Here is a 19,414-nt window from a genome sequence, read left to right on the forward strand (position 1 = left end):
TGCTCGATGGGAGTGCGGCTCATGGTGGTCGACGACCACCGGCTGCTGGCCGAGGCGCTGGCCTCGGCGTTGAAACTGCGCGGGCACCGGGTGCTCGCCGCGGCGGCGCCGGCCGCGGGCGCGGCGGACCTGGTGATCAGCCGCGCGCCGGAGGTGTGCCTGCTGGGGACGGCGACACCGGCCGAACCGGGCATGTTCGACCCGGTGGTGCGGATCAAACGGGAACGGCCGCAGGTCGCGGTCCTGGTCCTCGGCCCGGTGCCGAGCCCGCGGGGCATCGCGGCCGCCTTCGCCGCGGGAGCCTCCGGCTACGTACGGCACGACGAGCGCATCGAGGGGGTCGAGCGCGCGATCATGAAGGCCAGGGCGGGTGAGGCCGCCGTGGCGCCGCAACTGCTCCAGGGCGCCTTCAGCGAACTGCTCAACCCGGTGGCCCAGCCCGACGACGAGGGCCAGCGCCTGCTGCAGATGCTCACCCCCCGCGAGGTGGAGGTGCTGGTCCGGGTCGCCGACGGCGAGGACACCCGGCTGATCGCCGCCGGCATGGGCATCGCCCCGTCCACCGCCCGCACCCACGTCCAGCGGGTGCTGATGAAACTCGGTGTGGGCTCCCGGCTGGAGGCGGCGGCCCTGGCCGCCCGGACCGGCCTGCTGGACCGGGCCGGCCCGGTGCCGCACACCCCGTCCGTGGCGGGCGCGCCGCTGGAGCTGTAGACGCCCCGGTGACGGCCCGCCTCCGCGCGGGCCGCCACCGGTCACGTGCGGGAACCGCACACGCGGACAGCGTTCCGTCAGCCGTCAGCCGGCCTGACACGTACGGCGTCCTGCCGTCAGCCGGCCTGACGCGTACGGCGTCCTGCCGTCAGCCGGCCGGCTTGTCGTCCGGGGACGCGTCGTCCGGTGCGACCTCCGGGACGGGGGCCGCCGTGGGCCTCAGCTTCAGCCAGGCCAGGAAGAACAGGCCCAGGAGCAGCATGCCCAGGCCGGTCCACAGGTTGATGTTGACGCCCTGCGACTTGTCGAGCGAGGCGTCGGAGGGGGAGATGCCGGCGATCGTCACGATGACGCCGTAGAGCACGAACAGGCCGCCGATGATGAGGCGGATGTCGAAGAGGCGGGCCGCGGTCGTGGACCGGCTCTCCAGCTCGGAGACCTCCCGCTGGACGTCCTTCTCGGAGGATCCGGAATATTCGGACATGGTGTCTCCAATTCTCCTCTCGGAACGGCGTCAGATCGAGAAGGGGATGTAGCACGCGGCCGCCAGGACGATCGCGCCCCAGCCCAGCAGGGCCGGCCGCCGGTACCAGGCGTCGTCCCCGGCGGCGGGCGGCTCGGTCATGCCGGGGGAGGTGGTGCCGTAGACCAGGCCCTGGAGTTCCGATTCCGGCTTGGGCTCGGTGAACAGAGACACGACGACCATGACGACCGCGCCGGCCACGAACCCGGCGATCGCGGAGACGAAGTTGGCGCCCTGGTCGGTGGGGATGCCGATGACGTCCCGCTTGTAGAGGACGAAGTAGTTGACCATCGCGGCGGTGGTGCCGGCCAGCAGGCCCCAGAACCCGGACTTCTTCGACGCGCGCTTCCAGAACATGCCGACGATGAAGACGACGAACATCGGCACGTTGAAGAAGGAGAACAGCGTCTGCAGGTAGCTCATGATGTTCGAGAACGACGACGCCAGGAACGCCGTGCCGATCGAGGCGAGCACGCCCACGACGGTGATGAGCCGGCCGAAGCGCACGTAGTACGCGTCGTCGCGGTCCCGCACCACGTACTTCGCCCAGATGTCGGTGGTGAACACGGTGTTGAAGGAGGAGATGTTGGCCGCCATGCCCGCCATGAACGCGGCGAGCAGACCGGTCACCGCGATGCCGAGCACACCGTTGGGCAGCAGTTGTTCCATGAGGTAGGGGATCGCGTCGTTGTACTGGAGGTCCGAGCCGGAGGTGCCGATCTTCGGCACCAGGACCGCGGCGACCAGGCCCGGGATCATCACCAGGAACACGATGAAGATCTTCGGGAAGGCGGCGATGAGCGGGGTGCGCTGGGCCGCGGAGAGGTTCTTCGCGGACAGCGCGCGCTGCACCTCGGCGAAGTTGGTCGTCCAGTAGCCGAAGGACAGCACGAAGCCGAGGCCGAGGACGATGGTCAGCCAGTTGGCGCCGAGCGGGTTGTCGCTGCCGATGCCGGTGCCGCCCCAGGCGCTGACGAAGTTGTCGCCGTGGGTCTTGGTGAGGGCGTCGGACAGGCCGTCCCAGCCGCCGACCTTCTTGAGGCTCAGCACGACCAGCGGGATCAGCGCGGCGAGGATGACGAAGAACTGGAGCACCTCGTTGTAGATCGCCGAGGACAGTCCGCCGAGGGTGATGTACGCGAGGACGAAGAAGCCGGCCACCACGATCGCCACCCACTGCGGCCAGCCCAGCAGTGCCTCGACCACGATCGCGAGGGCGTACAGGTTCACGCCGGCGATCAGGATGGCGGCGAAGGCGAACAGGATCGAGCTCAGCAGGTGCGCGCCCTTGTCGAAGCGCAGCAGCAGCATCTCGGGGACCGAGCGGACTTTGGAGCCGTAGTAGAAGGGCATCATCACCAGGCCGAGGAAGACCATGGCGGGGATGGCGCCGATCCAGTACCAGTGCACGGTGTAGGCGCCGTACTGGGCGCTGTTGGCGGCCATGCCGAGGATCTCGGTGGCGGCCAGGTTGGCCGAGACGAAGGCCAGACCGGTGATCCAGGCGGGCAGGGAGCGCCCGGAGAGGAAGAAGTCGAGGCTGGTCTTCACCGAGCGGCGGGCGGCGAAGCCGATACCGAGGACGACGACGAAGTAGATGCCGAGGATCGTGTAGTCGAGCCCGTTGGTGGGGAGCCGGAGCTCGGCCGCCAGTGAGGTGGCCGGATTGATGGGGGTTCGCATGCAGCGCTCACCTTGTTTGGTGTTCTTTGTTTGATTGTGATGGTGACGAACGTGGGGAATTGTGCTTTGATGTGTTCGGTTCTGTTTAAAGCTTGATCACTGCTCGATCGCTGCTCGATCACTGCTCGACCGGTCCCCGGATCGATGCCTGGATCGGTGTACGGACTGGATGGAGTGCCCGGCGTGAAGAAGACCTCGACCCGGCTGGCCGACGGGCGTGAGCTCATCTACTACGACCTGCGGGACGACACCGTGCGCGACGCGGTGGACCGCCGCCCCCTGGAGCGCACGGTCACCACCTCGGAGGTACGGCGTGACGTGCTGCTCGGCGACGAGGTGGCGATCGCCTCGCACCGCCAGGGCCGCACCTACCATCCGCCCGCCGACCAGTGCCCGCTGTGCCCCACCCAGGGCGACCGGCTGAGCGAGATCCCCGACTCGTCGTACGACGTCGTCGTGTTCGAGAACCGCTTCCCGTCGCTGGCCGGCGACTCGGGCCGCTGCGAGGTCGTCTGTTTCACCTCCGACCACAACGCGTCCTTCGCCGACCTCACCGAGGAACAGGCCCGCCTCGTCCTGGACGCGTGGACGGACCGTACGTCGGAGCTGTCGCATCTCCCCTCCGTGGAACAGGTCTTCTGTTTCGAGAACCGCGGCGCCGAGATCGGTGTGACGCTGGGTCACCCGCACGGCCAGATCTACGCCTACCCCTTCACCACCCCCCGCACCGCACTGATGTTGCGGTCGGTGGCGGCGCACAAGGAGGCCACCGGCGGGGAGAACCTCTTCGACGCCGTCGTGGAGCGCGAACGCGCCGGTGAGCGGGTCGTCCTGGAGGGTGACCACTGGGTCGCGTTCGTGCCGTACGCCGCCCACTGGCCCTTCGAGGTCCACCTGTATCCCAAGCGCCGGGTGCCCGACCTGCTCGGACTCGACGAGGACGCGCGCACAGAGTTCCCCCAGGTCTATCTGGAACTCTTGAGGCGCTTCGACCGGATCTTCGGCGAAGGTGAACCGCCCACGCCGTACATCTCGGCCTGGCACCAGGCCCCGTTCGGCGCGCTGGAGGAGTTCGAGGGAGTCAACCGCGACGACTTCGGGCTGCACCTGGAGCTTTTCACCATCCGCCGCACCTCCGGCAAGCTGAAGTTCCTCGCGGGCTCCGAGTCCGGCATGAACGTGTTCATCAACGACGTGCCGCCGGAGTTCGCGGCTCAGCGACTGCGAGAGGTAGCGAGTTCATGAGTGGGAAGTACCTGGTCACCGGAGGCGCGGGCTATGTCGGCAGCGTCGTCGCCCAGCACCTGCTGGAGGCCGGCCACGAGGTCACCGTCCTCGACAACCTGACCACCGGCTTCCGCGAGGGCGTGCCCGCCGGGGCCACGTTCGTCGAGGGCGACATCCGTGACGCCGCCAAATGGCTCGACTCCTCCTACGACGGCGTCCTGCACTTCGCCGCCTCCTCCCAGGTGGGCGAGTCCGTCGCCAAGCCGGAGAAGTACTGGGACAACAACGTCGGCGGCACCATGGCCCTGCTCGGCGCGATGCGCGAGGCGGGCGTGCGCACGCTGGTGTTCTCCTCCACGGCCGCCACCTACGGCGAGCCGAAGGAGGTCCCGATCGTCGAGTCGGCCCCGACCTCGCCGACCAACCCCTACGGCGCCACCAAACTCGCCGTCGACCACATGATCACCGGCGAGGCCGCGGCGCACGGCCTGGCCGCGGTCAGCCTGCGCTACTTCAACGTGGCGGGCGCCTACGGGCAGTACGGCGAACGGCACGACCCCGAGTCGCACCTCATCCCGCTCGTCCTCCAGGTCGCCCAGGGCAGGCGCGAGGCGATCTCCGTCTACGGCGACGACTACCCGACACCGGACGGCACCTGCGTCCGCGACTACATCCACGTCGCGGACCTCGCCGAGGCCCACCTGCTCGCGCTGCGGGCGGCGACCTTGGGCGAGCACCTGATCTGCAACCTCGGCAACGGCAACGGCTTCTCCGTCCGCGAGGTCATCGAGACGGTCCGCCGGGTCACCGGCCACCCGGTGCCCGAGGTGGTCGCCCCCCGCCGGGGCGGCGACCCGGCGGTGCTGGTGGCGTCGGCCGGCACGGCCCGGGAGAAGCTGGGCTGGAAGCCGTCACGCGCCGACCTCACGGGGATCGTCGCCGACGCCTGGGAATTCGCGCAGCGGCGCGGCAACTAGAACGCACAGCGCACAGCGCACAGCGCATTACGCATTACGCATCACGCGGAACGCAGGACAGGAAAGGTCAGGGGTCACGGGATGAGCGAGGCTGTCGCAGGGGCTGTCGCCGGACGGTTCAGGGAGCTGTACGGCGCCGATCCGGACGGGGTGTGGGCGGCGCCCGGCCGGGTCAACCTGATCGGCGAACACACCGACTACAACGACGGTTTCGTCATGCCGTTCGCGCTGCCGCACGTCGCGGTCGCCGCCGTGGCCCGGCGCGACGACGGCGTGCTGCGGCTGCACTCGGCGGACATCGAGTCCGGCGTGACGGAGCTGCGGCTGGACGAACTCGCCCCGGAGTCGGACCGGAACTGGACGGCGTACCCGGCCGGTGTGGTGTGGGCGCTGCGCGAGGCGGGCCACGACGTCACCGGCGCTGACGTCCACCTGACGTCCACCGTGCCGTCGGGCGCCGGCCTGTCCTCCTCGGCCGCGCTGGAGGTCGTGGTGGCCCTCGCCCTCAACGACCTGTTCGCCCTGGACCTCAAGGGCTGGCAGCTGGCCCGGCTGTGCCAGCGCGCCGAGAACGTCTACGTCGGCGCCCCCACCGGGATCATGGACCAGACCGCGTCCGCCTGCTGCCAGGCCGGCCACGCCCTGTTCCTCGACACCCGCGACCTGTCCCAGCGGCAGATCCCCTTCGACCTGGCCGCCGAGGGCATGCGCCTGCTCGTCGTCGACACCCGCGTCAAGCACGCCCACAGCGACGGCGAGTACGGCAAGCGCCGCGCCGGCTGTGAGAAGGGCGCGGCCCTGCTGGGCGTCGACGCCCTGCGGGACGTGCCGTTCGACGGGCTGGAGGCGGCGCTGGAGCGACTGGCCGGCGAGGACGAGGTCCGCCGGCTGGTCCGGCACGTGGTGACGGAGGACGCCCGGGTCGAACGGGTCGTCTCCCTGCTGGAGGCGGGCGACACCGAGGCCATCGGACCGGTCCTCACCGAGGGCCACGCCTCCCTGCGGGACGACTTCCGCATCTCCTGCCCGGAACTGGACCTGGTCGTCGACACCGCCCTGTCGGCCGGCGCCCTCGGCGCCCGCATGACCGGCGGCGGCTTCGGCGGCTCGGCGATCGTCCTGGCCCGGGCGGCCGACGTGGACACCCTGACCAAGGCGGTCGAAGAGGCCTTCGCGGCGGCCGCCTTCACCGCGCCGCGGGTCTTCGAGGCGGTGCCGTCGGCGGGGGCGCGCAGGCTCAGCTGAGCCGTTTCGTCAGCGTGTACTCCGTGATCCCCGGCGGATAGCCGGGGATCACGCACACCACCTCGTACCCCTGCTTCACATAGAACCCCGGCGCCTGGAAGTCCCAGGTCTCCAGCCGTGCCGAGGCGCAGCCCCGCGTGCCGGACGCGATCCGCTCGGCCTCCGACAGCAGCCGGGACCCCAGCCCCGCGCCGCGGTGCCGGCCGTCGACCCACAGATACGTCACGTGCAGCCACGTCGCCCAGGTGTGGCCGACCAGACCGCCCGCCAGTTCCCCGGCCCCGTCCGACGCCCACACATGCAAAGGGACTTCGCGTTCGCCCGGGGTGCCGCGCAGCGTGCGCAGGACCGGCGAGGCAGCCGTGTTGGCCTCCCTGAGCCTGCTGCGGAGCAGATCACGCCGGACCTTGTCGACTTCTGTCTCGATGCGAAACATGCGGCTCACCATAAACGTGTCGGGCGACCAGTTCTGCAAATCGCCTTCCCCTCCCGGCCCCCAGCCGTACGCTGTGAACAGCACCGGTGGGGGCCGGTGCTGTTCAGGGGGCGAGACGGTCGGGTACGGCGCCCGCACCGGGGTAGCAGTTCTCCGCACGGCGGCGGTCGTGTGGGGGTCGGCAGTCCGGGGCGCCGTGCCCGCAGTGGTCGTCCCTCTCCGAACCTTGGGGTATCCCCTGCTCTTCAGGAGCCTGGGGAAGGGGGTTTCGTGGTTCGCATCCGAGTCCTGGTCGTCGACGACCATCGCATCTTCGCCGAGTCACTGGCCGCGGCACTCGCCGCCGAGCCGGACGTGGACGTCGCCGCGGCCGGCAGCGGCTCCGCCGCGCTGCGCAGTCTGGAGCGGGCGGCCGCCGAGGGCCGCCGCTACGACGTGCTGCTCGTGGACGCCGACCTGGGCGGCAACATACCGGGCCTGCGGCCCGCCGTGCCCGTCTCGGAGGGCGACGAGGACGGGCTGGTGGACGGCATATCGCTGGTCGCCGGTGTCCGCGTCGCGCAGCCCACCGTCCGGATCGTCGTCCTCGCGGAGAAGGACGATCCGCGCCGGGCCGCGCTCGCGCTCCAGGCCGGGGCCTGCGGCTGGGTGGCGAAGGACTGCTCGCTGTCCCGGCTGCTGACCGTCATACGCGGGGTCCTGCGCGACGAGACCCACCTGCCGCCCGCCCTGCTCACCGGGGTGCTGCGCGAGCTGACCGCGGCCCGCAAGCACCGCACCGACAGCGAACGGCTGGTGGAGTCGCTCACCCCGCGGGAGCGGGAGGTGCTGCGCTGCATGGTCGCCGGGCTGGGGCGCAAGGCGGTCGCGGAGCGGCTGTTCCTCTCGCCCCACACCGTCCGCACGCACATGCAGAACGTGCTCGGCAAGCTGGGGGTCCACTCCACCCTGGCAGCCGTCGCCCTCGCCCGCCGGGCCGGGGTCGGACCGGCCGACCTGGTGCCCGCCGGGCGGGTCAGGGCGGAGGAGAGCAACAGCGCGTGACCGACACGGCCCAGCCGGCGCTGGTCCCGCGACAGGCGACGTCCGCCCCGTCGCGCAGACGTCGCCCCGTCGCGGGACAGCACTCAGCCCGGGATGTTGTCGAAGGGGGCGGTCAACTGGCGTAGCAGGGACGCCAGTTCGCCCCGCTGGGCGCGGGAGAGTTCCGCGAGGATCGCCCGCTCCTGGTCCAGTAGGCCGGCCAGGGCCTGGTCCGCGCGATCCCGGCCCTCGGCCGTCAGCCGGACCAGCACGCCACGCCGGTCGCTGGGGTCGGGCAGCCGCTCCACCAGGCCCTTCTGCGCGAGCCGGTCGATGCGGTTGGTCATCGTGCCCGAGGTGACCAGGGTCTGGGTCAGGAGCTGCCCGGGCGAGAGCTGGTACGGCGATCCGGCGCGCCTGAGCGCGGTCAGCACGTCGAACTCCCAGGGCTCCAGGGCGTGCTCGGCGAAGGCCAGTCGGCGGGCACGGTCGAGATGCCGGGCCAGTCTGCTCACCCGGCTGAGCACCTCGAGCGGTTCCACGTCGAGGTCCGGGCGCTCCCGGCGCCACGCTGCGACCAGCCGATCGACCTCGTCCTCCATGACGATCAGTGTAGTGGTTGTGTCGACATGAAGTCTCTTGACGTGAAGTCTCTTGACGTCAAGATAAGTGTGGGGGGAAAGTGGGAGCCATGACCACTCCCACCTGGGACCCCGCCCAGTACCTCCGCCACGCCGGCCACCGCGCCCGCCCCTTCACCGACCTCCTGGCCCGCGCCCCCGACCTGCCCGGCACCCCGCCCCGCATCGCCGACCTCGGCTGCGGCCCCGGCAACGTCACCACCGTCCTCGCCGGCCGCTGGCCCACCGCCCACATCACCGGCTACGACAACTCCCCACAGATGCTCGCGGAGGCCGCGGCACACGCCGGCCCCACCGCCGGAGGCGGCCGCCTCGACTTCACCCACGCCGACGCGACGGCCTGGACGCCGGGCGAGACGTACGACCTGATCGTCTCCAACGCCACGCTGCAGTGGGTCGACGGACACCTCGACGCGTTTCCCCGCTGGCTGGACGCCCTCGCCCCCGGCGGCACCCTCGCCTTCCAGGTGCCCGACAACATCGACGCGCCCCTGCACGCCCTGATGCGCGAACTCGGCACCGGCCCCCGCTGGAAGGACCGCCTCGGCGGCGTCCTGCGCCGCACCGACTCGGTGCACACACCCGCCGTCTACCTGGACCGGCTCGCCCGCCTCGGCTGCGCCACCGACGTCTGGCAGACGACGTACCTGCACGTCCTGCCGGGCGAGGACCCCGTCCTGGACTGGGTCAAGGGCACGGGCCTGCGCCCGGTCCTCACCGCCCTCGCGGACGACCCGCAGGCGCGGGACGCCTTCCTCACCGAATACCGCGACCTGCTCCGCACCGCCTACCCCAGCACCGCGTACGGCACAGTGCTCCCCTTCCGGCGCCTGTTCGCCGTCGCCCGGAAGGAAACCCGATGATCACCGCCCTGGACCACATCCAGCTCGCCGCGCCCCCCGGCGCGGAAGAACACCTGCGGACGTACTACGTGGACGCCCTGGGCCTGACCGAGATCCCGAAGCCACCGGTGCTCGCCACCCGCGGCGGCTGCTGGTTCCGGGCGGGCCCGGTGCACCTGCACGTGGGCGTCGAGCCCGGCTTCCGGCCCGCGCGGCAGGCGCACCCCGGGCTGAGGGTCACCGGGATCCAGGCATTCGCGGCCCGGCTGGAGGCCCACGGCGCGCAGGTCCTGTGGGACACCGACCTGCCGGACCACCGGCGCTTCTTCTCCTACGACCCGGTGGGCAACCGCCTGGAGTTCCTGGAGCCGCTCACAGCTCCCTGAGCGCGTCCAGGGTGATGTCGATGCCGAGGTCGTAGGGGACACCGAGCTTGAGCGCGTCGTGGTGGATGCCGGTCAGCGCGTACGTCTTCGACAGCGGGTCGAGCTCGTAGACCCGGACGACGGGGTGCTGGTTCGCGCCCGCCATGTCGACCAGCCAGAAGTGCGGAATGCCCGCGGCGGCGTACTTGCGGGGCTTGGTGTCGCGGTCGCGCGCCTCGGAGTCGGGGGAGACGACCTCCACGGCCAGCAGCACGTCGGCGGCTTCGAAGCGAGTCCGCTCCAGACCGGTGACGGCCTCGGCGCGCACGACGCACAGGTCCGGCTCGGGGCCGTTGCGGCGATCCAGGACGACGGTCATCTCGCGGCGGACCTTCACGTTCTTCGGGGTCGTGCGGCGCAGGCCCGTCACGAGAAGGTCGATCATGGTGCTGTGAAAATCCCGCCGCGGACTCACGAAAACAAGGCTCCCGTCGATCAGCTCGGTGTGCGGCGGGAGGTCGGGCAGCGTGAACAGGTCGTCCACGGTGTACCCGTCCTGCGGCGGCACCGGCCAGCGGCAGCCGTGCTCGGCGGTCATGGTTCCTCCCATGGACGGGATTCTCGGCCTGCCGCTCAACGCCAGCGGCCGGAATCCGCAGGCGTCATCACAAAGGGTGGCCCGTCAGCTCTTGCGGCGGCCTATCAGATGCGGCTTCGCCTCCAGGCCGTCCAGGCCGTGCCACGCCAGGTTGACCAGGTGGGCCGCCACCTCCGCCTTCTTCGGGCGGCGCACGTCCAGCCACCACTGACCCGTCAGCGCGACCATCCCGACCAGGGCCTGCGCGTACAGGGGAGCCAGCTTCGAGTCGAAACCGCGGTTCTTGAACTCACGGCCCAGGATGTCCTCCACCTGGGTGGCGATGTCCGAGATGAGAGACGCGAAGGAACCCGTCGACTGCGGGATGGGCGAGTCCCGGACCAGGATGCGGAACCCGTCCGTGTACTCCTCGATGTAGTCAAGCAGCGCGAACGCGGCCTGTTCGCACAGCTCACGGGGATGCCCTGCCGTCAGGGAACTCGTCACCATGTCCAGCAGGCGCCGCATCTCACGGTCCACCACCACCGCGTACAGCCCCTCCTTGCCGCCGAAGTGCTCGTACACCACCGGCTTGGACACCCCGGCCTTCGCCGCGATCTCCTCCACCGACGTGCCCTCGAAACCCTTGGCGGCGAAAAGGGTGCGACCGATCTCCAGCAACTGCTGGCGACGCTCCACACCGGTCATCCGGGTGCGACGCGCTCGCCGCGGCTTCTCATTGCTCGGAGTGCTGCTGGAGTCGGTCGCCACGCCGTCCATCATGCCGCCTCGGCGGTCTCCTCCCGGCGCCGGGAGCCGCCCCCGTCGGTGTTACGGCGGGAATCGATACGCGAGCGTGACGGCCAGCGCACGTCCGACGCCCAGCCGAGCTGCTCGAACCAGCGGATGAACCGCGCCGAGGAATCCAGCTGACCGCGCTCCACCCCGTGCCGCGCCGACGTCGGGTCCGCATGGTGCAGGTTGTGCCACGACTCGCCGCACGACAGCACCGCGAGCCACCACACGTTGCCCGAACGGTCACGCGACCTGAACGGCCGCTTGCCCACCGCGTGACAGATCGAGTTGATCGACCACGTGACGTGATGCAACAGCGAGACCCGCACGAGCGAACCCCAGAAGAACCCCGTGAACGCGCCCCACCAGGACATCGTCACCAGGCCACCGATCAACGCCGGCAGGGTCAGCGACAGACCCGCCCACAGGATGAACGTCCGGGAGACCGCACGCAGCGCCGGATCCTTGATCAAATCCGGCGCGTACTTCTCCTGCGAGGTCTGCTCCTCGTCGAACAGCCAGCCGATGTGGGCCCACCACAGGCCCTTCATCAGCGCCGGCAGCGTCTCGCCGAACCGCCACGGGGAGTGCGGGTCACCCTCCGCGTCGGAGAACTTGTGATGCCTGCGGTGATCCGCCACCCACCGCACCAACGGCCCCTCGATCGCCATCGAGCCCATGATCGCCAGCGCGATCCGCAGCGGCCGCTTCGCCTTGAACGAACCATGCGTGAAGTAGCGGTGGAAACCGATCGTGATGCCGTGGCAACCCAGGTAGTAGAAGAAGACGAGCAGGCCGAGATCCAGCCAGCTCACCCCCCAGCCCCACGCCAGCGGCACGGCCGCCAGCAGCGCGACGAACGGGAGGACGATGAAGGCGAGCAGCGTGATCTGCTCGATCGAGCGTTTCTGCTCCCCGCCCAGCGTGGCGGAGGACGCGGCTGTGCCGTCGCTCGCCTCCGGGGCGTCTTCGATCACATCGGAGCTCGTGGTCATGGGCGTCCCCTGTGGGGTCGAGGGTCTGGAGAAGTACCGGGCGGCGGGAACGGCGCGCAGCGCCCTACGGTTCCGTAACCTACGGCATCGTAAGTATGACAGCGCGCCGGTCGGCGGCAACAGCCCGAGAGTCTGCGCGTCCGCATGGACACCTATCCTTGGAGTCGGTCGGACAGCGCGGTCCGCTCAGAATTCTTCCCGGAAGCCCGCCCCCTATGCGGCAGCCACCGCCAGGGGCGAACCGGGTACCCCTCCGGACGAGCTTCAACACTGCAAGGAGCCGCACCTGTGAGCAGTGCCGACGACCTGACTGCAAGTGCCACCACGACCAGCACCGAACTGCGCGCCGACATCCGGCGGCTGGGTGACCTCCTCGGTGAGACCCTCGTCCGCCAGGAGGGCCCCGAGCTGCTGGAACTCGTCGAGAAGGTCCGCCGCCTCACCCGCGAGGACGGCGAGGCCGCAGCCGAACTGCTGCGCGGCACCGAACTGGAGACCGCCGCCAAACTGGTCCGCGCCTTCTCCACCTACTTCCACCTCGCCAACGTCACCGAACAGGTCCACCGCGGCCGCGAACTGCGCGCCCGGCGCGCCGCCGAGGGCGGCCTCCTCGCCCGCACCGCCGACCGCCTCAAGGACGCCGACCCCGACCACCTCCGCGCGACCGTCCGCAACCTCAACGTCCGCCCCGTGTTCACCGCCCACCCCACCGAGGCCGCACGCCGCTCCGTCCTCAACAAGCTCCGCCGCATCGCCGCACTCCTCGAAACCCCCGTCATCGAGTCCGACCGCCGCCGCCACGACACCCGACTGGCCGAGAACATCGACCTCGTCTGGCAGACCGACGAGCTGCGCGTCGTACGACCCGAACCCGCCGACGAAGCCCGCAACGCCATCTACTACCTCGACGAACTCCACGCCGGCGCCGTCGGAGACGTCCTGGAAGACCTGACCGCGGAACTGGAGCGCGTCGGCGTCAAACTGCCCGACGACACCCGCCCCCTCACCTTCGGCACCTGGATCGGCGGCGACCGCGACGGCAACCCCAACGTGACCCCCCAGGTCACCTGGGACGTCCTCATCCTCCAGCACGAACACGGCATCAACGACGCCCTGGAGATGATCGACGAACTGCGCGGCTTCCTGTCGAACTCCATCCGCTACACCGGCGCCACCGCCGAACTCCTCGACTCCCTCGGCACCGACCTCGAACGCCTCCCCGAGATCAGCCCCCGCTACAAGCGGCTCAACGCCGAGGAGCCCTACCGGCTCAAGGCCACCTGCATCCGGCAGAAGCTCGAGAACACCAAGACCCGCCTCGCCAAGGGCATCCCCCACGAACCCGGCCGCGACTACCTCGGCACCCCCGAGCTGCTCCACGACCTCACCCTCATCCAGACCTCCCTGAGGGAACACCGCGGCGGACTCTTCGCCGACGGCCGCATGGACCGCACCATCCGCACCCTCGCCGCCTTCGGCCTCCAGCTCGCCACCATGGACGTACGCGAACACGCCGACGCCCACCACCACGCCCTCGGCCAGCTCTTCGACCGCCTCGGCGAGGAATCCTGGCGCTACGCCGACATGCCCCGCGACTACCGCGGCAAGCTCCTCGCGAAGGAACTCCGCTCCCGCCGGCCCCTCGCCCCCAGCCCGGCCCCCGTGGACGCCGCCGGCCACAAGACCCTCGGCGTCTTCCAGACCGTCCGCAAGGCCCTGGAGGTCTTCGGACCCGAGGTCATCGAGTCGTACATCATCTCCATGTGCCAGGGCGCCGACGACGTCTTCGCCGCCGCCGTCCTCGCCCGCGAAGCCGGCCTCCTCGACCTGCACGCCGGCTGGGCCAAGATCGGCATCGTCCCCCTCCTGGAGACCACCGACGAACTCAAGGCCGCCGACACCATCCTCGAGGACATGCTCTCCGACCCCTCCTACCGCCGCCTCGTCGCGCTGCGCGGAGACGTCCAGGAAGTCATGCTCGGCTACTCCGACTCCTCCAAGTTCGGCGGCATCACCACCAGCCAGTGGGAGATCCACCGCGCCCAGCGCCGCCTCCGCGACGTCGCCCACCGCTACGGCGTCCGGCTGCGCCTCTTCCACGGCCGCGGCGGCACCGTCGGCCGCGGCGGCGGCCCCTCCCACGACGCGATCCTCGCCCAGCCCTGGGGCACCCTCGAAGGCGAGATCAAGGTCACCGAACAGGGCGAGGTCATCTCCGACAAGTACCTCGTACCGTCACTGGCCAGGGAGAACCTGGAACTGACCGTCGCGGCCACCCTCCAGGCATCCGCCCTGCACACCGCACCCCGCCAGTCCGAGGAGGCCCTGGCCCGCTGGGACGCGGCGATGGACGTCGTCAGCGACGCCGCCGAAGCCGCCTACCGCAGACTCGTCGACGACCCCGACCTGCCCGCCTACTTCTTCGCCGCCACCCCCGTCGACCAGCTCGCCGACCTCCACCTGGGATCCAGGCCCTCACGCAGGCCCGACTCCGGCGCCGGCCTCGACGGCCTGCGCGCCATCCCCTGGGTCTTCGGCTGGACCCAGTCCCGACAGATCGTGCCCGGCTGGTTCGGCGTCGGCTCCGGACTGAAGGCACTGCGCGAGGCCGGCCTGCGACAGGAAGGAGACACCGTCCTCGACGAGATGCACGAGCACTGGCACTTCTTCCGCAACTTCATCTCCAACGTCGAGATGACCCTCGCCAAGACCGACCTGCGGATCGCCGCCCACTACGTCGACACCCTCGTCCCCGACGAACTCAAGCACGTCTTCGACACCATCCGCGCCGAACACGAACTGACCGTCCGCGAGGTCCTGCGCATCACCGGCGAGCAGGAACTCCTCGACGCCACCCCCGTGCTGAAGCAGACCTTCACCATCCGCGACGCCTACCTGGACCCCATCTCCTACCTCCAGGTCGCCCTGCTCAAGCGCCAGCGCGACGCGGCCGCCGCCGGCACCGACCCCGACCCGCTGCTGGCCCGGGCCCTGCTCCTCACCGTCAACGGCGTCGCGGCCGGCCTGCGCAACACCGGCTGACCACAACGGAAGGGCGGTGCCCCCGAGCTTGTACGAAGCTCGCGGGCACCGCCCTTCCGCGTCCGCGGTCAACCCTCCAGGTCACAGCAGCAGGAACGTCACCGAGAGCAGCGCGAGCCCCGAACCCGCACGCGACGGTTGCCCCGACGGGAGGTGACAGCGGCATGCATGCCGAGATCCTTGGCCATGCCCACACTCGCGGTCAACTCCCGCAGAGCCGGCACCCAGCACCTCAGGAGTTGTACGTCCCCTGCGCCCGCTCCAACCCCTCCAGCACCAGCGCCTCCACCGCATCCGCCGCCCGGTCCACCAGGTAGTCCAGCTCCTTGCGCTCCGCCGACGAGAAGTCCTTCAGCACGAAATCCGCGACCTGCATACGACCCGGCGGCCGCCCGATCCCGAACCGCACCCGGTGATACTCCGCCCCCATCGCCTTCGTCATCGACTTCAACCCGTTGTGCCCGTTGTCACCGCCACCCAGCTTCAACCGCAACGCCCCGAAATCGATGTCCAGCTCGTCATGCACCGCCACCACACGCGCCGTCGGCACCTTGTAGAAGTCCCGCAACGCCGTCACCGGCCCACCCGACAGATTCATGTACGACATCGGCTTCACCAGGATCACCCGCCGGCTCGCCGGCCCCGGCGCACCGAACCGCCCCTCAACGACCTGCGCCTGAGCCTTCCCCGCCCGCTTGAACCGGCCCCCCATCCGCCCAGCCAGCAGATCCGCCACCATGAAACCCACGTTGTGCCGGTTCATCGCGTACTCCGGCCCGGGATTCCCCAACCCCGCGATCAGCCACGGAGCGCCCGCGTCAGTCGTCACGTCCATGTCTCCTTGAGTAACACGCCAGCCGCCGCCCCCCAAAGGAAGCAGCGGCTGGTGCTGAAGCCGGAACAACCCGGCCGGCCCGATCAGACCTCGGCAGCCAGGTCACCCTCGCCCTCGGCGGGGGCTTCCTCAGCCTGCGCGGCGAGGACCTGAAGGACGACCGCGTCCTCGTCGATCGCCAGCGTCGTGCCCTCGGGCAGCGGGATGTCCTTCGCCAGGATGGAGGCACCGGCCTCCAGGCCCTCGATGGAGACGGTGACCGACTCCGGGATGTGCGTGGCCTCGGCCTCGACCGTCAGCGTGCTCAGCACGTGCTCGAGCAGGTACGCGCCCGGCGCGAGGTCACCCTCGGTCTGCACGTACACCTCGACGTTGACCTTCTCACCACTGCGGACCAGCAGCAGGTCCACGTGCTCCAGGTACCCCTTGATCGCGTCACGCTGCACGGCCTTCGGGATCGCCAGCTGCGTCTTGCCCTCAAGCTCAAGAGACAGCAGGACGTTCGGCGTACGCAGCGCGAGCAGCAGCTCGTGACCCGGCAGCGTCACGTGGATCGGGTCACCACCGTGACCGTAGACAACCCCGGGAACCTTGCTGTCCCGGCGGATACGGCGGGCAGCACCCTTACCGAACTCGGTACGGGGCTCGGCGGCCAGCTTGACCTCAGACATGTTCACTCCTCGTAGAACTGGGGAAAGTGGTCACCCGGCCAAACCATCGGCCTGCTACGAAGAGCGCGTCGATAACGGACCGCCGTACGCCTCCTGTGAAGCGGTACGGCCTCCCTCGCCGAGCAACGAACGCAGTCTACTCGGCGGGGAGGCCACACCCAAAAGGATCTTCGCAGCGAACGGTCCTACTGCTCGTCGAACAGGCTCGTCACCGAACCGTCCTCGAACACCTCACGCACCGCACTCGCGATCGTCGGCGCGATCGACAACACCGTGATCTTGTCCAGCTCCAGCTCACCCGGCGTCGGCAACGAGTTCGTGAACACGAACTCACTCACCTTCGAGTTCTTCAACCGATCCGCCGCCGGACCCGACAGCACACCATGCGTCGCCGTCACGATGACGTCCTCCGCACCATGCGCGAACAACGCGTCCGCCGCCGCCACGATCGTGCCACCCGTGTCGATCATGTCGTCGACCAGCACACACACCCGGCCCTCGACCTCACCGACGACCTCGTGCACCGTCACCTGGTTCGCCACGTCCTTGTCACGCCGCTTGTGCACGATCGCCAACGGCGCACCCAGACGGTCACACCAACGATCCGCCACCCGCACCCGGCCCGCGTCCGGAGACACCACCGTCAACTTGTTCCGGTCGACCTTGCGACCCACATAATCCGCAAGCAACGGCAACGCGAACAGATGATCCACCGGACCATCGAAGAAACCCTGGATCTGATCCGTGTGCAGATCCACCGTCAACAGCCGGTCCGCGCCCGCCGTCTTCATCATGTCCGCGATCAGCCGCGCCGAGATCGGCTCACGACCACGGTGCTTCTTGTCCTGACGGGCATACCCGTAGAACGGCACGATCACCGTGATGGAACGCGCCGACGCACGCTTCAACGCGTCGATCATGATCAACTGCTCCATGATCCACTTGTTGATCGGAGCCGTATGGCTCTGAATCAGAAAGCAGTCCGCACCACGCGCCGACTCCTGATACCGCACATAGATCTCACCGTTGGCGAAATCGAAGGCCTTCGTCGGAACAACCCCGACACCCAACTGCTCGGCAACCTCCTCGGCAAGCTCGGGGTGGGCGCGGCCGGAGAAGAACATCATCTTCTTCTCGCCGGTCGTCTTGATCCCGGTCACAGCACTGTCTCCTCAGAGGTGTCTCAGCTGGCAGTCGAACAACCCCCTCCGTCGAACGAGAGGGCCTCTCAGCTGGGGAAGCGGGTGTGCATCTATCACGGTACGCCGTCACCGACGCACCCGTTTCCGGTCAGCTTCCGCCATCAGGCTCCCGGGACGCCGCCTCGGCCGCCTTCGCCGCCGCACTCCCCGGACGCTTACGAGCCACCCAACCCTCGATATTCCGCTGCTGACCACGGGCCACAGCCAACGAACCAGGCGGCACATCCTTCGTGATCACCGACCCCGCAGCCGTGTACGCACCATCCCCCACCGTGACAGGAGCCACAAACATGTTGTCCGAACCCGTCTTGCAGTGCGAACCCACCGTCGTGTGGTGCTTGCTCTCCCCGTCGTAGTTCACGAACACACTCGCCGCACCGATATTGCTGTACTCACCGATCGTCGCGTCCCCCACATACGACAGATGCGGAACCTTCGTCCCCTCACCGATCGACGCGTTCTTCGTCTCCACATACGTACCGATCTTGGCCTTGGAACCGAGCCGGGTACCAGGCCGCAGATAGGCGTACGGCCCCACGGTCGCCCCCGCCCCCACGTGCGCGCCGTCGGCCACCGTCGTGTCGACCCGAGCCCCCGCACCCACCACCGTGTCCTTCAGACGACTGTTCGGGCCCACCTCGGCACCCTCACCCAGATGCGTGGCCCCCTGCAACTGCGTGCCCGGATGGACCACCGCGTCCTGCTCGAAGGTGACCGCCACATCGACCCACGTCGTCGCCGGGTCGACCACCGTCACGCCGGCCAGCATCGCCCGATCCAACAACCTGTCGTTCAGCGTGCGACGCGCCTCGGACAACTGCACCCGGTTGTTGATCCCCGCGACCTCCCGGTGATCGGCCGCGACCGACGCACCGACCCGATGCCCCGCCTCCCGCAGAATCCCCAGCACATCCGTCAGGTACTCCTCACCCTGACTGTTGTCCGTACGCACCTTCCCGAGCGCGTCCCCGAGAAGCCGCCCGTCGAACGCGAACACCCCCGAGTTGATCTCACGGATCCCCCGCTGCGCGTCAGACGCGTCCTTGTGCTCGACGATCCCCGTCACCGCACCCGACACCCCGTCCCGCACGATCCGGCCGTAACCCGTCGCGTCCGGCACCTCCGCCGTCAGCACCGTCACCGCGTTACCGTCGGCGGAATGCGTCGCCGCGAGCGCCCGCAGCGTCCCACCGCTCAACAGCGGGGTGTCACCACAGACCACCACCACCGTCCCCTCGACCGGACCGCCCAACTCCTCCAACGCCATCCGCACGGCGTGCCCCGTGCCGTTCTGCTCCGCCTGCACCGCGGTACGGACATGCGGGTCGGACGCGGTCAGGTGCGCGACGACCTGCTCCCGCGCGTGGCCGACCACGACGACCAGGTTCTCGGGATCCAACTCTCGTGCGGCGGCGAGCACATGACCCACCAGGGAACGACCACAGATCTCATGCAGGACCTTGGGTGTGGCCGACTTCATACGGGTGCCCTCACCCGCTGCGAGAACGACGACGGCGGCCGGGCGAATGGCGCTCACGGGGTTGCCCTTCGGCTTTCAATGGCTGGCGTGGACACCCGCAGGATACCGGGGCGTTTCATGGCAGACATGAGAGTGGGCCCT

Annotated in this window: 19 protein-coding genes; 8 read left to right on the top strand and 11 right to left on the bottom strand. The window is 69.5% G+C overall.

The window, feature by feature from the left end; genetic code table 11:
• Positions 1-6: 6 nt before the first annotated feature.
• Positions 7-714 carry a helix-turn-helix transcriptional regulator gene (locus AC07AZ_RS23380; RefSeq protein ID WP_478850745.1) on the top strand — a complete coding sequence of 236 codons (708 nt, stop codon included), beginning with the start codon at positions 7-9 and terminating at the stop codon, positions 712-714.
• A 148-nt stretch (positions 715-862) separates the two neighbouring features.
• On the opposite strand, the gene AC07AZ_RS23385 is transcribed toward AC07AZ_RS23380, so the two are convergent.
• Both AC07AZ_RS23385 and AC07AZ_RS23390 read right to left on the bottom strand, forming a co-directional pair.
• Positions 863-1,198, bottom strand: coding sequence for a hypothetical protein (locus AC07AZ_RS23385; protein ID WP_478850747.1), 336 nt, complete (start codon positions 1,196-1,198; stop codon positions 863-865).
• A gap of 30 nt (positions 1,199-1,228) precedes the next feature.
• Complete coding sequence (locus tag AC07AZ_RS23390; RefSeq protein ID WP_478850749.1) at positions 1,229-2,920, bottom strand: sodium:solute symporter family protein; 1,692 nt, start codon at positions 2,918-2,920, stop codon at positions 1,229-1,231.
• Positions 2,921-3,103: 183 nt separating this feature from the next.
• On the opposite strand from AC07AZ_RS23390, the gene galT reads away from it, so the two are divergent.
• From galT to galK, 3 genes are all read left to right on the top strand, one after another.
• Positions 3,104-4,165 carry a galactose-1-phosphate uridylyltransferase gene (gene galT / locus AC07AZ_RS23395; RefSeq protein WP_478850751.1) on the top strand — a complete coding sequence of 354 codons (1,062 nt, stop codon included), beginning with the start codon at positions 3,104-3,106 and terminating at the stop codon, positions 4,163-4,165.
• Positions 4,162-5,124, top strand: coding sequence for a UDP-glucose 4-epimerase GalE (gene galE / locus AC07AZ_RS23400; protein ID WP_478850753.1), 963 nt, complete (start codon positions 4,162-4,164; stop codon positions 5,122-5,124). The genes galT and galE overlap by 4 nt, the downstream gene beginning before the upstream one ends.
• 81 nt (positions 5,125-5,205) lie before the next feature.
• Positions 5,206-6,369: a galactokinase gene (galK, locus tag AC07AZ_RS23405; RefSeq protein ID WP_478850755.1), complete on the top strand. Its 1,164-nt coding sequence runs from the start codon at positions 5,206-5,208 to the stop codon at positions 6,367-6,369.
• Here the strand turns inward: galK and AC07AZ_RS23410 are convergent.
• On the bottom strand, positions 6,362-6,817 hold the full coding sequence (locus AC07AZ_RS23410; protein WP_478850989.1) for a GNAT family N-acetyltransferase: 456 nt from the start codon (positions 6,815-6,817) through the stop codon (positions 6,362-6,364). The two genes, galK and AC07AZ_RS23410, sit on opposite strands and share 8 nt — an antisense overlap.
• A gap of 258 nt (positions 6,818-7,075) precedes the next feature.
• Between AC07AZ_RS23410 and AC07AZ_RS23415 the strand changes: the two genes are divergently transcribed.
• A complete protein-coding gene (locus AC07AZ_RS23415; RefSeq protein WP_478850757.1) occupies positions 7,076-7,849 on the top strand; it encodes a LuxR C-terminal-related transcriptional regulator in 774 nt (257 codons plus the stop codon).
• 83 nt (positions 7,850-7,932) lie between these two features.
• Here AC07AZ_RS23415 and AC07AZ_RS23420 read toward each other — a convergent pair whose 3' ends face one another.
• A complete protein-coding gene (locus AC07AZ_RS23420) occupies positions 7,933-8,430 on the bottom strand; it encodes a MarR family winged helix-turn-helix transcriptional regulator (RefSeq protein WP_478850759.1) in 498 nt (165 codons plus the stop codon).
• Positions 8,431-8,519: 89 nt separating this feature from the next.
• Here AC07AZ_RS23420 and AC07AZ_RS23425 point away from each other — a divergent pair, with 89 nt between their 5' ends.
• Positions 8,520-9,332, top strand: coding sequence for a trans-aconitate 2-methyltransferase (locus AC07AZ_RS23425; RefSeq protein ID WP_478850761.1), 813 nt, complete (start codon positions 8,520-8,522; stop codon positions 9,330-9,332).
• The gene (locus tag AC07AZ_RS23430) at positions 9,329-9,697 is read left to right on the top strand and encodes a VOC family protein (RefSeq protein WP_478850763.1); all 369 of its coding nucleotides are present in this window, start codon (positions 9,329-9,331) and stop codon (positions 9,695-9,697) included. Before AC07AZ_RS23425 ends, AC07AZ_RS23430 begins: the two co-directional genes overlap by 4 nt.
• Here AC07AZ_RS23430 and AC07AZ_RS23435 read toward each other — a convergent pair.
• The 3 genes from AC07AZ_RS23435 to AC07AZ_RS23445 all read right to left on the bottom strand — a co-directional run bounded on the left by AC07AZ_RS23435 (position 9,684) and on the right by AC07AZ_RS23445 (position 12,043).
• Positions 9,684-10,274 (bottom strand): Uma2 family endonuclease, encoded by a 591-nt coding sequence (locus tag AC07AZ_RS23435; protein WP_478850991.1) that lies wholly within the window; start codon positions 10,272-10,274, stop codon positions 9,684-9,686. The genes AC07AZ_RS23430 and AC07AZ_RS23435 overlap by 14 nt on opposite strands.
• A gap of 84 nt (positions 10,275-10,358) precedes the next feature.
• Positions 10,359-11,036: a TetR family transcriptional regulator gene (locus tag AC07AZ_RS23440; protein ID WP_478850765.1), complete on the bottom strand. Its 678-nt coding sequence runs from the start codon at positions 11,034-11,036 to the stop codon at positions 10,359-10,361.
• Positions 11,033-12,043, bottom strand: coding sequence for an acyl-CoA desaturase (locus AC07AZ_RS23445; RefSeq protein ID WP_478850767.1), 1,011 nt, complete (start codon positions 12,041-12,043; stop codon positions 11,033-11,035). Before AC07AZ_RS23445 ends, AC07AZ_RS23440 begins: the two co-directional genes overlap by 4 nt.
• Before the next feature lie 288 nt (positions 12,044-12,331).
• On the opposite strand from AC07AZ_RS23445, the gene ppc reads away from it, so the two are divergent.
• The gene (gene ppc / locus AC07AZ_RS23450; protein ID WP_478850769.1) at positions 12,332-15,085 is read left to right on the top strand and encodes a phosphoenolpyruvate carboxylase; all 2,754 of its coding nucleotides are present in this window, start codon (positions 12,332-12,334) and stop codon (positions 15,083-15,085) included.
• 232 nt (positions 15,086-15,317) lie between these two features.
• Here the strand turns inward: ppc and pth are convergent, their stop codons facing one another.
• From pth to glmU, 4 genes are all read right to left on the bottom strand, one after another.
• Complete coding sequence (gene pth, locus AC07AZ_RS23455; protein WP_478850771.1) at positions 15,318-15,920, bottom strand: aminoacyl-tRNA hydrolase; 603 nt, start codon at positions 15,918-15,920, stop codon at positions 15,318-15,320.
• Positions 15,921-16,003: 83 nt separating this feature from the next.
• Positions 16,004-16,591, bottom strand: coding sequence for a 50S ribosomal protein L25/general stress protein Ctc (locus AC07AZ_RS23460; protein WP_478850773.1), 588 nt, complete (start codon positions 16,589-16,591; stop codon positions 16,004-16,006).
• A 185-nt stretch (positions 16,592-16,776) separates the two neighbouring features.
• The gene (locus tag AC07AZ_RS23465) at positions 16,777-17,751 is read right to left on the bottom strand and encodes a ribose-phosphate diphosphokinase (protein ID WP_478850775.1); all 975 of its coding nucleotides are present in this window, start codon (positions 17,749-17,751) and stop codon (positions 16,777-16,779) included.
• A 130-nt stretch (positions 17,752-17,881) separates the two neighbouring features.
• Complete coding sequence (gene glmU / locus AC07AZ_RS23470; RefSeq protein WP_478850777.1) at positions 17,882-19,330, bottom strand: bifunctional UDP-N-acetylglucosamine diphosphorylase/glucosamine-1-phosphate N-acetyltransferase GlmU; 1,449 nt, start codon at positions 19,328-19,330, stop codon at positions 17,882-17,884.
• Positions 19,331-19,414 lie beyond the last annotated feature (84 nt).

Source organism: Streptomyces sp. NPDC043878 (genome assembly GCF_056435735.1).

Excerpts from the sequence above, each read along its gene's own strand:
- AC07AZ_RS23380 (WP_478850745.1), top strand. The coding sequence starts at position 7 with ATGGGAGTGCGGCTCATGGTGGTCGACGACCACCGGCTGCTGGCCGAG.
- AC07AZ_RS23385 (WP_478850747.1), bottom strand. The coding sequence starts at position 1,198 with ATGTCCGAATATTCCGGATCCTCCGAGAAGGACGTCCAGCGGGAGGTC.
- AC07AZ_RS23390 (WP_478850749.1), bottom strand. The coding sequence starts at position 2,920 with ATGCGAACCCCCATCAATCCGGCCACCTCACTGGCGGCCGAGCTCCGG.
- galE (WP_478850753.1), top strand. The coding sequence starts at position 4,162 with ATGAGTGGGAAGTACCTGGTCACCGGAGGCGCGGGCTATGTCGGCAGC.
- galK (WP_478850755.1), top strand. The coding sequence starts at position 5,206 with ATGAGCGAGGCTGTCGCAGGGGCTGTCGCCGGACGGTTCAGGGAGCTG.
- AC07AZ_RS23410 (WP_478850989.1), bottom strand. The coding sequence starts at position 6,817 with ATGGTGAGCCGCATGTTTCGCATCGAGACAGAAGTCGACAAGGTCCGG.
- AC07AZ_RS23420 (WP_478850759.1), bottom strand. The coding sequence starts at position 8,430 with ATGGAGGACGAGGTCGATCGGCTGGTCGCAGCGTGGCGCCGGGAGCGC.
- AC07AZ_RS23425 (WP_478850761.1), top strand. The coding sequence starts at position 8,520 with ATGACCACTCCCACCTGGGACCCCGCCCAGTACCTCCGCCACGCCGGC.
- AC07AZ_RS23430 (WP_478850763.1), top strand. The coding sequence starts at position 9,329 with ATGATCACCGCCCTGGACCACATCCAGCTCGCCGCGCCCCCCGGCGCG.
- AC07AZ_RS23435 (WP_478850991.1), bottom strand. The coding sequence starts at position 10,274 with ATGACCGCCGAGCACGGCTGCCGCTGGCCGGTGCCGCCGCAGGACGGG.
- AC07AZ_RS23440 (WP_478850765.1), bottom strand. The coding sequence starts at position 11,036 with ATGATGGACGGCGTGGCGACCGACTCCAGCAGCACTCCGAGCAATGAG.
- AC07AZ_RS23445 (WP_478850767.1), bottom strand. The coding sequence starts at position 12,043 with ATGACCACGAGCTCCGATGTGATCGAAGACGCCCCGGAGGCGAGCGAC.
- pth (WP_478850771.1), bottom strand. The coding sequence starts at position 15,920 with ATGGACGTGACGACTGACGCGGGCGCTCCGTGGCTGATCGCGGGGTTG.
- AC07AZ_RS23460 (WP_478850773.1), bottom strand. The coding sequence starts at position 16,591 with ATGTCTGAGGTCAAGCTGGCCGCCGAGCCCCGTACCGAGTTCGGTAAG.